Here is a 15170-nt window from a genome sequence, read left to right as displayed (position 1 = left end):
GGCGGAAGGGGGCTGTGCGATATGTTAATTACTGTCTTTGGCGTTCTGCTAACTTTCTTGCCTGCCCCTTGGGGAAGGTGCCGAGCGAAGCGAGGCGGAAGGGGGCTGTGCGATATGTTAATTACTGTCTTTGGCGTTCTGCTGTCCTTCTTGCCTCTCCTAGGGGAGAGGTGGCATCGCGGAGCGATGACGGAGAGGGGTATTACGACGCTCTAATGCATTCTTCAATCTTCTACTAGTTTTTCTTTTAAGAGGTCCTGAATATGAATTGCAAAAAACTGATATGTTCTGTTTTTATGCTGGCTGCGCTGTGCGCTGCTCCGCTTGCGGCGAGCGCCGCTCCCGTTACGGCGGTACGCAGCAGCGTTAGTCCGGCGCGTGTGCGTCTGGTGTTCGACAGTACGGAGCCAATTAAATATACAGATGAAAAAAATGGCTTGCAAATTGTGGTCAATCTGCCTGAGGGTACGGCGCTGGCGCAAAGTCCTGTTATAAAAAAAGATGTTGTGATTAAAAGCATTACGGTGCCTGCCAAAAAGAAGAAAAAGGCTCAGGTGGTTATAGATTTAACCAAGGATTGCCAGTACAAGCTGTATAACCTGAAAAATCCTGACCGTTTGGTGCTGGATATTTACCGCATTCCTATCAGCAAAACAACGACGCAGCTGGCTGGTGGCGTTACCTATACCTATGCGCAGGAGGAGCTGAACGGCAGACCAATCGTAAGCTATCTGGTGAGCGTTGCGCCTGCGGCACGCCTGGAGCTGAGGCCGTTTTCTGCCGCAGGCATGTATAACGGACGCGGCAGTTTGGCTAAGCAGGCGGCGGAAAGAGGTCTTGTGGCTGCCATCAATGCGTCGTATTTTGATACCGACGGCTGGGTTATCGGCAACGTTAAGGATAAGGGCAATTTTGTCGCTATGGATGCTACGCCGCGCAGCGGTTATGTAGTGCATGGCAACGAGCAGAAGATTGTGCGCGACATTGCCTACATCGGCAGCGTAACACTTCCTGACGGCAGAGCGCTGCAGCTGAAGGGCATGAACCGTGCGCGTATAGCTAATGATTTGGTGCTGTTTAATTCCTATTACGCTACGTCGACCAAAACGAATCAGTACGGGCGTGAGGTGAAAATCAAAAACGGTCGCGTTGTTGCTGTTTCCACAGCAGGCAATATGCCTTTGGAGCCGGGTTGCGTAGTGCTTTCCGGTCATGGCACAAATGCGGCTGCTCTGGCAGGCCTGCGTCTGGGCGATCATGTAATACTTACGCAGAGCCTTGGCAGCAGCATTGCGGATGCGGCAACGACTGTTGTCAGCGGCGGTCCGCTGCTGGTAGAAAACGGCAGGGTGAATGTGCGTACTGCGGAGGAGCAGATGGCTCCCGATATTGCGCGTGGCAGAGCACCGCGCACTGCGGTAGGCCTGAAACCGGACGGCACGCTTTTAATGCTTGTTGTTGACGGCAGAAGCAGTGCTTCCGCAGGCATGACGCTCGCGGAGCTGGCACAGTATTTTGTGAAGCTGGGTGCAGTGAGCGCTGTCAATTATGATGGCGGCGGCAGCAGCGAAATGGTTATCAACGGCAAAATCGTCAATAACCCGTCGGACGGACGCGAGCGTTTGGTGAGCATCGGTCTGGGATTGTTCATCAAATAAGCTGGTTATATAGGCAAAATAAAAAACAAGGGGCGGTCACGCGTTAGCTGTGACAGCTCCTTGTTTTATTGTTGCTGGTTATAGCTTAATCCTCGGTGATTATTACGCCGGTGCCGATGCCGCCGTTATCGCTGCAGACAAGCTCCTTCAGGCTTTGGAGATCCGCATTGCGCAGGCGGATGCAGCCCTCGGAGGCCATGGTGCCGATAGAGGCAGGGTCATGCGTACCGTGAATGCCGATGCCTATCCAGCCGGTGTCCAGAGAAAGGAACCAGGGACCGTAGGCGCCTTCAATTACGCCATTGCCGTCACCGAAATCGTGCGTCCAGTAATGCGCCGGGCAAATCTCTTCGATGCGGAAGGGAACCTGCGCCGAAGGCACGCCTGCTGCCGCACCTGTGTAGTAGGAGGGAATAGCTGTTGCACTGCCCCAGGAGGTGGGGGTGCGGTTGTCACCGGTGTACTGCTTGTCACCGGGGTTTTTGGCAACAGCGATAGGATAGCTGCAGACTGCTTCCTCCACACCCTGCTGATAGACGTCAAGGCGGTAGCTTTGCTTATGGATGCAGATGAGATATCTGGCGTTGCCGAACAGTGCGGATGCAGGAGCCGCAGCTGCTAAGCTGCAGCTTAGCAGCAGGCAAATGGTAGATATTAAACCTAAAAGTTTTTTGAGCATTGCTGATACTTCCTTAAAGCTTATTTAGCAGGCTACGCGTACAAAATCTGCGCTTACATAGCCAACCTCGCCTTGAGCGTTAATAGCCTTCCACCATTGGCGTCCCTCGGCTTCGAATGCGCTTTCTAGCGGTGCTATTTCTTCGCCGGACATCAGCGAATCAATTACATTGCTGTCCGTGGAGGGGGCGGTGCGGAAGTTTACATAGTCACCGGTTAAAATCAGTCTTACGCCGGGAGCCCAATAGCTTTCCATGTTTTCAAATTTGCTGTAGAGGTTGGATATTCTTTGATTGGAGTATTGCAAACTTTCGGCAGACATGCTGTCCCCGTATTGAGCATAGCTTTGGCTGGCAGGGAGCGATTGTGCATTTTCGGTGCGGAGCTCGTCGTAGGTACTGATAAAGGCATTGATATATTTTTTGTTGTCATAAATAGTAGTCAGCCAGTAATCATCAGCACCAGAATCGGCTTCACCCTTGGCACTGAAGCTCACTGTGGAGCCGTTTCTGCTCTGCTGCACATCATACATCTGCAAGGCAGCAAAGGCAATCGCTTTGGCCTCCATATCGCTGATGTAGATGCCCTTGCGGCTGAAGCAGGGAGCAACATATTCCTCGGCATATTTTTCGGTCATGGTATGCTTCACATCAAAACGGTTATTTTTCAGCAGAAAGGCTTCTGTTCTGCCGCAGCGGGAGTCAATATTAGTAGGGAGCCTGCTTGCGGAGGTATTATAGACTGCCGCCTCCATAACAGATGTGCCGGTGAAGAGCATTGCTGCTGCCAGTGCTCCGATAGCAAAATTTTTGATTTTCATAACAACATCTCCTTTCCAGATGTGGAAATTATAATCTTTGATGCTTATATTATAGCCAAAAAAACGCTTTTGCACCCTACCCCAAAGGGTGATTTCGGGTAGGATAGGCAAAAAAAGCGTAAAAAATTATGTGACGGTAATTTTTTAACTGCAGATGATTTTCATAATGTTTTATTTAAGAGAGGTTTACAGTATGTTCACTTGTCAAAATATTGCTGAGGCTGTATAATTTATGTTAGAGAAATATATCTGAAATGAGGTGAGTCACATGGGTAAAAAGTTGATAGTGATTTTGACTATTGCCGCTTTAGGCATCTTTACACTTGCTGCCGTTGGCTGTGCTGCTGTGACTGACCAGCGCGCCGCTGTCAGCGGTATTGTAGTTGCCGATGGACTGGTACAGGAGGGCACCCAGGTTAAGCAGGGTGACATTCTGGTAAAGGTAAAATCTATAGCTGGCGGCAGTATTGCTGCTGCACGTGCTACAACTGCAGGTAAGGTTAGCCAGGTACTGGTTAAACCCGGTGATAAGATTGAGGCACAGCAGGTTGTAGCTAAGGTTAGTGAATAACGGTAAAGAAAACCGGCGAGCTTCTTAGCCGCCGGTTTTTGTAGTATTATAGAGCAAAATACCGGAAGCGGACCGGTAAATATTTTATTTTTAGGAGCGAGTATGAGAGTATTTTTATTAGCATTATTGTTTTGCTGCCAGATGCTGACGGCAGCTGCCGCCAATGTTCCTTTGATGCCGGTGCGTGATTTGCGTGCAGGCATGCAGGGCATAGGCAAAACCGTTATCAGCGGTGATACTATTGAAACCTTTAACGTAGAAATATTAGGCGTCAACGGCAGTGAAGCTATGGGTTATAATATTTTTGTGCGCCTTTACGGCGATCTGATTGAAAAGACAGGCGGTGTTGCTCAGGGCATGAGCGGCAGTCCTGTTTATGTAGACGGCAGACTTGTCGGTGCTGTGGCCTTCGGCAAGACCTTCAACGACCCGCATTACTGCTTTCTGACACCAATCGGCAAAATGCTGCCGCTTCTGGACGAACCGCAAGAATTACCGGCGGACTGGATTCCCAAGGGAACAGCGCTGATGGCAGGCGGTTTTACGGAATACGGCATGGAATATCTGCAGGAGAAGCTGCAGCCCTTCGGCCTTACAGCAATCAACAGCGGTGCTGCCGGCGCTTCCAGCGCTAAGCCGCTGGAGCCGGGCAGCAGTGTCGGCGTGGCTCTGATGCAGGGTGATATGACTCTTGGTGCTCTCGGTACTGTTACCTGGACCGATGATAGCGGTAAGGTTCTGGCATTCGGCCACCCCTTTATGCAGCGCGGCAGCAGCAACTTCTTTATGAATAAGGTGTGGGTGCTGGGCGTAGTGCCTAACCTGCAAAGCAGCTATAAGGTAGGCAATCTTGGTGAGGCTATCGGCAGCATTACGCAGGACCGTGCCAGCGGTATCGGCGGCGTAGTCGGCAAGCAGCCCGATTCTATTCCGATGTTTGTTACGGTTAACGACAGCAGCCGCGGTCAGGCCAACAGCATGCGTATGCGCCTAATTGATGATCCGCAGCTGGTGCCTTCGATGGTCGATGCAGCAGTAGTCAATACTGTGAGCAAGACTGTGGACCGTAATGGCGGGGGCACAGCCAAACTGCATTTTACAATCACCGGCGTGGACAGCAAGAAGGAAATGCTGTCGATTGACCGCGAAAATATGTATTATTCCAATGACGCGCTGCTGAAGAACCTCGATGCAGAGCTGACGGAGGCGGTAACGATTCTGATGCAGAATAAGTTTGAGCCGGTGCAGCTTTATGGCATCAACGTAGAGGTTGAGGTCAGCAATGCGGTACAGGTTGCGGAAATTCTTAACGTGCGCGCCAAGAATGCCAGGGTTAAGCCTGGTGATAAGGTAGCTGTTGATGTTACGATGAAGCCTTACCGTGGCGAAGAATTTACCAAGACGGTTTATTTCAAGGTGCCTAAGGATCATCCGGGCGGCAAGCTGGCGCTGAATGTACGCGGTGGCAGCAGCATGGCATGGGCTATCGAATTGCTGCGCAAGCAGCAGGCTGAAGGTGTTCCTGCAGCCAAGAAGAAGGAAACACGTCACAAGCTCAGCGATTATATCAAGAGCGTGAATACGGCCGACAAGAATAATGAGCTGATTATTGATGTGGCGATGGGACAAATGCAGCCGCCGAATCCGGAGGCTGCTGCTAACGATGCAGGCCTTGCGGGTATGCTGCAGGGCTCGCCGTTCAAGCAGAAGTACCCCTTTGATTTTATTATTGACGGTGAAAGCGAGATTGTGCTCACCGTTGACAAATAATTTTGTCTGGCGGTTAACAAAAATTTTCCCGTTACTGTAACAGTACGGCCTCTTTGTGTCATACATTCGCCATAATTTGGCGGTATAATAATTAAGTAGAAAAAGCTGAAGATAAGGATATAAAAATGCTGAAATCTATCTGTGAAGCAATGGGCAACAGAATATTGGCCTTTTGCGCGGCCAGCGGCAGGCTGACGCTGCTGCTTTTGGCGACGCTGCGTCGTCTGAAGGACGCTGATGCGAAGGAGGTTGTGCGTCAGATGGCACTTTTGGGAGCAGATTCGCTGCCGATTGTGATGATGACGATTCTCTGTACCGGTATGGTTTTTTCCGTACAGACAGCCAAGGAGTTCGTGCGTCTGGGCGCGTCCTCTACCGTAGGCGGCATTGTGGCTATCGCCATGGCGCGTGAGCTGGTGCCGGTGCTGACAGGCGTTGTTGTTGCCGGCCGTATCGGTGCGGCGATTGCAGCGGAGCTTGGCACGATGAAGGTTACCGAGCAGATTGACGCGCTGCGTGTTATGGCTGCCAATCCGGTGAGCTATCTGGTGGTGCCGCGCTTTATTGCGCTGGTGCTGATGATGCCTTTATTGGTGCTTTTTGCTAACCTTATCGGTAATATCGGCGGCTGGGTGGTGGCGCATTATTACGCCGGCATCGGCAGCTTTACTTATGAAAATTCTATCAGGACACTAGCGGAGTTCTATGACGTGTTTGGCGGTATGGTCAAAAGCTGTGTCTTTGGTGCGATAATTGCTATCGTAGGCTGCTATAAGGGCCTGAACGCGCCGAATGGCGCGGAAGGCGTTGGCCTGGCGACTACAGCCTCGGTAGTGCTTTCGATTATTCTGGTGTTTATCACCAACTATTTTCTTTCGATTATTTTGTATGTGTAAGGAGCCGGAAAAATGTCAAATGCAGCAATGATTCAGCTCCGACAACTTAAAATGGCCTTTGGCAGCAAGGTGATTCTTGATAATCTGGATTTGAATGTACGTCAAGGGGAAACGCTGGCAGTTATCGGTCCCTCAGGCACCGGCAAGAGTACCATCATCAAGTTGCTGACAGGACTGCTGGCACCTACTTCCGGCAGTATTGTTATCGACGGGCAGGACGCAAGCGCTTTCACTGAGGATGAATGGGATGGGCTGCGCCAGCATATGGGCGTAGTGTTCCAGTATTCCGCCTTATTCGACTTTCTGAACGTAGGAGAGAATGTAGCCTTCGGCCTGCGGCGGCATTTTAAGCTGCCGGAGGAGGAAATACAGGAACGCGTCGGCAAGCTGCTGGAGATGGTAGGCATGCCGGGTACGCAGAAGATGATGCCGGCAGAGCTTTCCGGCGGTATGAAAAAGCGCGTTGGCCTGGCGCGGGCGCTGGCCATGCAGCCGCAGATGGTTTTTTATGATGAGCCGACCTCCGGTCTGGACCCGGTGATGACGATGACCATCAGCAGGCTGATACGCAAAACCCAGCAGACGCTGGGAGTAACATCGGTTTTGGTAACACACGATATGGAATCGGCCTATTATGCCGCAGACCGTATCGCTATGCTATATAATGGACGCATTGTGCAGCTGGGCACAGTGGCGGAGATAAAAAACAGTACTAATCCAGTCGTGAAGGCTTTTATTAACGGCATGGAATTGAAAGAGGAGGAGAAAAATGAGCAGCAGTGAGGTTAAGGTTGGTGCCTTTGCGTTAGGCGGCGCAGTAGTGCTGGCAGGCATTATTACCTTTATGGGTGCTTTCAGCTTTGGCAAAAAGGGCTATGAGCTGCGCATTAACTATCCTCAGGTCAGCGGCCTGATGCCAGGACATGTTGTGCGCTATGCAGGCGTGCAGGTGGGCACGGTCAAAAAGATTAATGTGGCACCGGATAAGGTAGAGGTTATCACAGAAATTAATGACGATATCAAAATACCGCAGGGAGCAACCTTTACGATTTCTTCTGACGGTATTATGGGTGAAAAATATGTCAGCGTTATCCCGCCTGCCAAGCAGGGACAGGGTTATGTAGCCGAAGGCAGCACGATTAATGGTGTTGCCGGCGGTGGTATTGATGAATTCTTTGCTTCCTCCGGTGATTTGGTGAAGCGTATGGAAAATATCGCCAATGCCTTTGAAAATGTTTTTGGCGATAAGGAAGTCCAGCAGTCCATGAAATCCGGCTTTAAGAATATGAATGATATCGCTGAGAACATGAATACCTTCACGAAGGTAATGGCTGATGTGGCAGTAGCTAACCAGCAGGATATTACTTCGATGATTCATCAGATTAACGAGCTGAGCCATCGTATGAACGGCACGGCGGCCCATATCGAAAGCATTATGGCCGGTGTGGACAATAACGGCAAGACGGGCCAGAATGTGGCTGCGATTGCCCAGAATATGGCAGACACCAGCCAGCGTATGGAAAATATCGTCGAGGTGCTGGAAACGGTAGCGAAGGACCCGGTAACACAGAAATCGCTGAAGGAAACGCTGGTTAACGTCAAGGAAACGAGTGAGCGTGCCAACAGGATTTTGGGAACGCTTACTGAGGCGAAGGTTTCAACTGACGCCGGCTTTGCCGCCAAGGGCGGCGATTGGCGCGGTAGCTTGGGCGTAACGCTGCACCCGGCAGATGATACCTTCCTTTATATGGGCGGTTATGACATCGGCAATGCCAATAAATTTGATTTTCTTGTAGGCCGTCAGTATGGCAACGCAGCCTTCAGCATGGGTGCGATGCAGGGTGACTTCGGGGTCGGCGCCAGCTACGATTTAGGCAGGGACTTCAGGTTGTATTCTCAGTTATATGACTTTGATGATTTCAAGGTGCGTTTGGGCGGCGAATTCCGTTTGCATGATAACCTGTCGCTTTACGGCGAAACCATGGATGTGCGCGGTAATAAAGCTAATACTTATATGGGTGTGCGTACTTATTTCTAAAAAATATTTGACAAACAGCCCTAAATAAATATATAATTTTACTACTGACTGATTAGTCAGTTTTAGAAAATGGAGGTTTTTCGGATGAATAGAAATAAATTAACCAAACGTTTCTTGCTTTTATCTGCAGCACTGACCATGGCACTGGGGCAAAGTGCTTTTGCAGGTGAAACTGTTGCTTTAAATCTGGACGACGCTATGCTGCGGGCATTCCAGTCCAATCCGACCGTAAGCATTGCTCAATACGAGCTTGACAGCGCACGTGCCAGCTACAACGCTGCCCGCCAGAGCCGCGGTATCAGCATCAGTGCCAACCATACTACTCAGCGCGGCGGTTATGATGATGCTCATGAAGCTGCTCCCGGTCTTTGGACCAAGGGAATCGGCAACAATCATGCCAACAGCCTGACTGCTTCTCTGCCGATTTTTACCGGCGGTAAATTAAGCGGTACTATTAAACAGGCAAAGGCTAACTATCAATACAATGAGGTTGGCGTACAGCGTACCTATAACGAAATGCGTTCTACCGTTACCGACGGTTATTTCAAAATGCTGCAGGCTGATAATATGCAAAAGCTTAGTGCTGAATCCGTTACCCGTCTGGAAGACCATCTGAAAAATGTTCAGGCACAGTATGACGTTGGCGTGGTAGCCAAGGTAGATGTGCTGCGTTCTCAGGTTGAGCTGGCCAATGCTAAGCAAACCCTGATTCAGGCTGAAAATTCCTATCAGGTTGCTGAAGCAAACATGAACAAAATCGTCGGCCTGCCGATGGACACCACTCTGAAGCTCGACAATCTGCTGGTTTATAATGCCTATGATCAAAACATGGATGACTGCCTGGCTTATGCTGCCGAGCATCGTCCGGAGCTGATGCAGGCTAAATACGGTGTTGACGCTGCTAAGGGCGCCTTGATGGTTGCTCGCAGCGGTCATATGCCGCAGGTTGCTGCTAGTGCTACCCAGCAATGGAGTGACAGCAACTGGCCTGGTGATGAAGATGGCAAATGGGGCGTGGGCGTAAATGTCAGCCTGAACGTTTTCGATACCGGTGTAACCCTGTCCAAGATTCATGGTGCCGAGGCTGATTTGAAAAAGGCTGAGGAAACATATCGCGATACCGTGAATGCTGTAAACCTTGATGTTCGCAGCAATTATCTGGGACTGCGCGAAGCAGAAAAACGTATCAGCACCACTAAGCTGGCTGTAGAGCAGGCTGATGAGGATTACCGTATCGCTCAGCTGCGTTATATGTCCGGTGTTGGCACCAACACTGACGTGCTAGATGCTCAGGTTGCGCTGACTCAGGCCAAGACCAACTATACGCAGGCTCTGTATGATTACAATACCTCCAAGACAGCACTGGAAACCTCTATCGGCGTGCCGATGGAAAATCCTGTGACTGCTGTAAAGGTGCAGGCTGCCAAAACTGCGAAAGCTGTTAAAGCAACCGAAGAAAAAACCGAAGAGACTGCCAAATAATTAAGGCGTAAATTTAATAAACAGTGACACAATCAGGCCGGTGGGGCATAAATCTCACCGGCTTTTTTATGCGGCTTTAGCCGAGATTTCAGCGGATAAAAGAAATTTCTTCTCAATAAGAGGATGTTTTCTGCTGATGTCGAATAAATAGAAGTCGGAGTATATAAAAAACAGTCTTGTCATATTTTTGTCATAGAATTTTGTTAAACTATTAAATGGTGAAGTGTCATGAAAAAATATCTGCAATTTATAGGAGCATTAATCATTCTGCTTGCGGCAGGCTATATCTTTTTAGTCCATACGGTGATGCCTAAGTATATTAAGCAGGCCATACCGCAGCTCCAGCAGCTGGCAACGGAATACATCAACGGCAGTGTTTCTGTCGGCGGCCTGAAATGGGAAGGCGGTCTTACTGCCGAGCTGACGGACGTTGTCGTAAAGGATGCCAAGGGCGAGAAGGTAGCGGAGCTGCCGCGTACTGTGCTTACGCTGCGACCCTGGCTTGCTATGCAGAAGCCTGAGCGTGCGCTGAGCAGGATTGATGTAATGCGCCCGAAAATATATCTCACAATGAATGACAAAAATAAATGGAATATGCAGAATCTGCTGAAGCCGTCGGATTCTGAGGAAACGCCTTTTTACGGTACGCTGGCGGTAGACAAGGGCGAGCTGGTGGTAACTATGCCGCAGGGCAAGTGGCAGTTTGGCGTGGAAGGCAATATCGACGGCGGTGCCAATCCTGATTTTGCCGTGGATTTGGCTGTGACAAGCGGCGCCGATAAGCTGAAGCTGGCCGGCACGATGACTACTAAGGGCGAGGGCCGCATGAAGCTGACCGGCGATAAGCTGGCATTGGCACCCTATGCTGCTTTGGCCAAGCAATACGGTAATGTTGATGAGCTGCAGGGCGGCTTAGGCAAGCTCACTCTGCTTTATGTGAATAAGAACGGCAAGCAGCGCTTTAGCGGTGAAGTGAAGCTGGCAGCGCTCAGCGGTAAGCTGAGCCTGGCGGGCGAGCAGCACAGCCTGCAGCTGGACGGCTTGGTACGCGCGGATGAAAACCTTATCAGCGTCAGCAGTATTGACGCTGTGGTTGACGGGCAGAAGCTACACCTGGAGGGTGAAGCGGATTTGCGTGATACTGACGCGCCTTCAGGATTTGGTGTGCTGAGCAGTGATGCCTTGGCCTATAAAGGCTATAAGGCGGAAAAGCTGCGTGTGCCGTTTGATGTATCTAAGGACGTTGTGCAGCTCTATGACGTGAGTGCGCAATACGGCGGCGGTACGATTACCGCTAACGGTACGTATGACCTTAAGGAGCAGGTACTGACGGCAGACGCACAGCTGCAGCAGGTTACGCAGAATTTGCCCGGCAAACAGCAGGAGCAGGTACATATCAACGGTAAGCTGGCTGTTCTGGCCAAGCTGGTGCAGGACAAGCTTACGCTGCACGCTGCTGCCGATACAATGGATATCGGCTGGCGCAGCCTGAAGCTTAAACGCTTAGCCTTTGATGGCAGCTATGACAGCAAGGGCCTTAATATTGATGACCTCAGCTTTTTTGCCGACGGCGGCGGTACCTTGGCTGCCAAAGGACGTGTTGCCAAGGATGGCGCTTTGGCTGTTCACGGACGTATGGCCGATTTCCCGATTGATCCTGTGCTGGCAGCAGCCGGTCAGGATGGACGTGGTCTGTGCTCTACCGGCTTTGATGTCGGCGGTACGCTGGATGCACCAGAGTTTTCCGGCATGGTACAGCTGACGCAGGCAGAATTTATGTCGCAGAAGCTTAACGAAGCGCATGGCATTATCAGCATGAGGGATAATATCCTGGGCTTTAAGGATTTTACCGCGCATATGGATCAGGGACAGCATATTCTTAACGGTACAGTTAACCTGCAGGGTGCAGAGCCTGTGGCGGACCTTATGCTGACAACGAAGAATGTGCGCATTGAGCCGCTGATGGTGCTTGTGGGCAAGCCCGATATAGTTACCGGTAATCTTGATAATGTGATGCAGGTAAAGGGCAGCCTCAGTCACCCCTATATTCATGGTGAAGTGCATGCGTCCGACGGCAGTGCCGCTAAGCAGCTGTTTAATAATATCAGCGGTCATTATGCTTATGAGGACGGCCTGCTGCGCTTGCAGGATTTTGTAGTAGATGCCTTCTATGGACGTCTTACCTTGGATGGCACGATGACTGTCGACCGTAGGCTGAACTTTGTTATGGATGCCCAAAATGTAGATCTGGAGCATTTGCCAATTAGTGACGAAACAGTTGCTTTAGGCGGCAAGGTTAATGCCAAGGGACATCTGAGCGGTACACTGACAGCTCCCTTCTTTGATGGTGAAGTCAGCAGTGACAGAATAACGATTAACGATGAACCGTTGACGGAGCTCAAGGGTACGCTGGCCAGCAATGGTCGTGATGTGAATAAGCTGAACGCTTCCTTTAAGCAGCCTTATCGTGATGATCCAATCAACTATGGCCTGTATAGTGCAGATCTTAATATTAACCTGGTTCAGCACTTTATTGAAGGCAAAGTAGAAAACCTTTGGGGCGATATTGGTGGCCTGCTGCGCATGGCGCGCCAGGATTACGATATCAATGGCCTGATGCAGGGAGAGCTGCTGTTCAGCTACAAAGGCCATGGCGAGGGTGTAAAAATTAAAGCTGCTGCTGATAACGTCAAAATCCATGATTTGAACTACGCGCAAATGCGTTTTGAAGGACGCATTGATAAGGGCGGCGTGCTGCATTTTGACAACGTCAAAATGCAGGAGCAGGATGGCGTAAGCGATAGAGGAATTATTGCTGTCGGCGGTTCGGTAGATCTTAAGCAAAGAATGCTGGATATCGAGGTTGCAGCAGTGAAGGCTAACCCGGCGATTGTTACGGCAGTTATGAAGGATCCGCCGGAAATTAAGGGCGAAACCGATATGCTGGTGCAGGTGCAGGGCAGCTTTGATAATCCCAAGGGAACTGCTTCGCTGGAAATTGCCAACGGTTCTGTTGCAGGCGTAAGTGTAGACGATATGACGGCGATGCTGGCTTTGGCAGATGATAACATTAAGCTGCAGCAGCTGATTGCGACGAAGGATGCTTATGGCGTCAGTGCTTCCGGTGATATTCCGCTGGATCTGTTCCGTGATAAAAAGCAGCGTCATAACCCTGATGCGCAGATGAACATTGTGATGGACCTGGATAAGGCGCGCTTGGGAATTTTGCCGGCGCTTACCAAAATGGTAGAATGGGGCGTAGGCGATACGCAGGGCAAAATCCGTTTGGCAGGCACGCTGGAGGAGCCACTGCTGTTCGGTTCGGTAAAAATCGCCGGCGGCAGTGTTAAGGTTAAATATATAAATACTGTTTTTGATGATATCAATCTGGACGTACTGTTTAACGGTAATACTGTACAGCTGAAGAACCTGTCTGCTAAGTTAGGCAAGGGCATGCTCAGTGCCGAAGGCAGCTATGCACTGCATACCGATGCTGATACAGCCTACAGTCTGCATATCAAGGCAGATAAGGCGCAGCTGGCCTCCAAGATTTTCACCGGTACGATTACCAGTGACGTAACTCTGCAGCCGGAAAAATACCCCGATATGAAAAACCGCAAGGGCAATGCTGCGCCGCCTATGGCCTTCCGCCCGCGTATCAGCGGCAGTCTGCGTCTGGATGACGTGCTGATTAATATGCCGACGGTTCCCGAGCTGAGCGAGGGGGACAGCAATATCGGCCTGGATATGAAGCTAATACTGGGGCCGAAGGTGCACCTTTATAACAGCTATCTGTATGATATCTGGCTTAAGGGCGGTATTGATATCAAGGGCAGCACGCTCTTCCCAATGATTGACGGTACGATTAAAGCTGATAAGGGCACTGTTAAATATTTACGTACCGACTTTAAGCTGAATAATGCCAGTCTGGTATGGGTTGATCCGGGAAGCTTTTTGCCGAATGTCAGCCTCGACAGCACGGCGCGCTTCAGCCGTTATAACATTTTTATGAAGATTAATGGGCCGGTAAGCGAAATGGATCTGCAGCTTACCAGTGATCCGCCGCTGACGCAAAATACGATTGTGCGTATGCTGACGCTGCAGCGCGAAAGTGCCGGCAGCAATGAGGTTACCAGTGATGATATGGCAAATCTGATGACAGTTGGCCTGCAGATGACGGTGCTCGGTGACGTAGAAATGTTTGTCAAGCAGACACTGGGCTTGGATCAGTTCCGCATTTATACCGGTAAAACGCGCTCTGGCATAGGCTTTGAAAGCGTTCATGACCGTAATAAAGAGTTGACGGCAGACGAGAAAAACCAGTATAATGTTCTAGTAAGCAAATATCTGAATAATAACTTTATGATTGGTTATACAACAAGCTTCGATGCTGTCGACAGAAGTATTTTCGGACAGTATGATATCAGTAAGCACATGAATATAACATATTCCCGCAGCTATGACCTGGCCAAGGATCCCAAGGATTGGTATGGCCTGGAATATAAGATATCGTTCTGAGCATTGCTGTGCAAATGTAGATAAGAAGGGAGGTGAACAGATGCTGCAAGGCTATTTGGAAGAGCTGAGAAAGACTTTGCTGCTGGAGCCGGAGGAAGAGCTGGAGCTTTGGCGGCGTGATGCTGACGGTGACGAAGCGGCGCACCAACGCCTGATGACGGCTTATCAGCCGTTAGTTTTTAAAATTGCTGCCAGCTTCAGGCTGCCGGAGGCAGAGACAATGGAGCTGATTCAGGAGGGCATGGTTGGCCTGCTGGAGGCTGCAGAAAGCTACGATTACAAGCGGCAGGTAGCCTTCAGCCTGTTTGCTTCCTATCGCATTAAGGGAAGCATGGTGGATTATCTGAGGAAAAGCTCAGAAAAGGGCATGCTTTACCTGGACAGTGAATTGTCCAATGGTTTTACCCTCAGTGATGCGTTGCCTTCGGAGCTGGCTTCGCCCAGCGAGGTTGCCGAACAGCAGCTGCTTTGCGAAAAGGTGGCGCAGGCTATGGACCGCCTGCCGCTGAAGGAGCAGCAGGTGCTGCAGGGCATGTATCTGGAGGACAGGCCGGCGCAGGCAGTTGCCGACGCTATTGATGTAAGCCTCGGTCATGTTTACCGCCTGCAGAAGCAGGGAGTTCGTCGCATCCGCGGCATGCTTTCACGCTTCATCCATGAATTTAACAAGGAATAATATATAAGTCAATATATGACGAAAAATAGCGAAATTGCCAGTTAGCCTTACTAAATCTGCTGT

11 protein-coding genes are annotated in these 15170 nt (G+C 50.3%); 9 read left to right on the top strand and 2 right to left on the bottom strand.

Annotated features, from left to right (window positions below; translation table 11 throughout):
• The first annotated feature begins 263 nt into the window (after positions 1 to 263).
• Entirely contained in the window at positions 264 to 1658 is a 1395-nt protein-coding gene (locus BN587_RS08500; RefSeq protein ID WP_021720700.1) for a phosphodiester glycosidase family protein, read from the top strand.
• Between the two features lie 85 nt (positions 1659 to 1743).
• On the opposite strand, the gene BN587_RS08495 is transcribed toward BN587_RS08500, so the two are convergent.
• Positions 1744 to 2337, bottom strand: coding sequence for a L,D-transpeptidase (locus tag BN587_RS08495; protein WP_021720699.1), 594 nt, complete (start codon positions 2335 to 2337; stop codon positions 1744 to 1746).
• Between the two features lie 24 nt (positions 2338 to 2361).
• On the bottom strand, positions 2362 to 3156 hold the full coding sequence (locus BN587_RS08490) for an SH3 domain-containing protein (RefSeq protein WP_021720698.1): 795 nt from the start codon (positions 3154 to 3156) through the stop codon (positions 2362 to 2364).
• A gap of 268 nt (positions 3157 to 3424) precedes the next feature.
• Between BN587_RS08490 and BN587_RS08485 the strand changes: the two genes are divergently transcribed.
• The 8 genes from BN587_RS08485 to BN587_RS08450 all read left to right on the top strand — a co-directional run bounded on the left by BN587_RS08485 (position 3425) and on the right by BN587_RS08450 (position 15107).
• Positions 3425 to 3727 (top strand): hypothetical protein, encoded by a 303-nt coding sequence (locus tag BN587_RS08485; protein ID WP_021720697.1) that lies wholly within the window; start codon positions 3425 to 3427, stop codon positions 3725 to 3727.
• Positions 3728 to 3829: 102 nt separating this feature from the next.
• A complete protein-coding gene (locus BN587_RS08480) occupies positions 3830 to 5497 on the top strand; it encodes a SpoIVB peptidase S55 domain-containing protein (protein ID WP_021720696.1) in 1668 nt (555 codons plus the stop codon).
• Positions 5498 to 5622: 125 nt separating this feature from the next.
• Positions 5623 to 6393 (top strand): MlaE family ABC transporter permease, encoded by a 771-nt coding sequence (locus tag BN587_RS08475; protein WP_021720695.1) that lies wholly within the window; start codon positions 5623 to 5625, stop codon positions 6391 to 6393.
• A 27-nt stretch (positions 6394 to 6420) separates the two neighbouring features.
• Positions 6421 to 7176 (top strand): ABC transporter ATP-binding protein, encoded by a 756-nt coding sequence (locus BN587_RS08470; RefSeq protein ID WP_044484651.1) that lies wholly within the window; start codon positions 6421 to 6423, stop codon positions 7174 to 7176.
• Positions 7163 to 8431 carry an MlaD family protein gene (locus BN587_RS08465; RefSeq protein WP_021720693.1) on the top strand — a complete coding sequence of 423 codons (1269 nt, stop codon included), beginning with the start codon at positions 7163 to 7165 and terminating at the stop codon, positions 8429 to 8431. The genes BN587_RS08470 and BN587_RS08465 overlap by 14 nt, the downstream gene beginning before the upstream one ends.
• 84 nt (positions 8432 to 8515) lie before the next feature.
• On the top strand, positions 8516 to 9913 hold the full coding sequence (locus BN587_RS08460) for a TolC family protein (protein ID WP_021720692.1): 1398 nt from the start codon (positions 8516 to 8518) through the stop codon (positions 9911 to 9913).
• Between the two features lie 228 nt (positions 9914 to 10141).
• Positions 10142 to 14431 (top strand): translocation/assembly module TamB domain-containing protein, encoded by a 4290-nt coding sequence (locus BN587_RS08455; RefSeq protein ID WP_021720691.1) that lies wholly within the window; start codon positions 10142 to 10144, stop codon positions 14429 to 14431.
• Between the two features lie 40 nt (positions 14432 to 14471).
• Positions 14472 to 15107 carry a sigma-70 family RNA polymerase sigma factor gene (locus tag BN587_RS08450; RefSeq protein ID WP_021720690.1) on the top strand — a complete coding sequence of 212 codons (636 nt, stop codon included), beginning with the start codon at positions 14472 to 14474 and terminating at the stop codon, positions 15105 to 15107.
• Positions 15108 to 15170: the final 63 nt, after the last annotated feature.

It is taken from the genome of Phascolarctobacterium succinatutens CAG:287 (assembly GCF_000434895.1).
In the GTDB taxonomy this organism is placed as follows: domain Bacteria; phylum Bacillota; class Negativicutes; order Acidaminococcales; family Acidaminococcaceae; genus Phascolarctobacterium_A; species Phascolarctobacterium_A succinatutens_A.
This window is presented reverse-complemented; position numbering and strand designations above follow the sequence as displayed.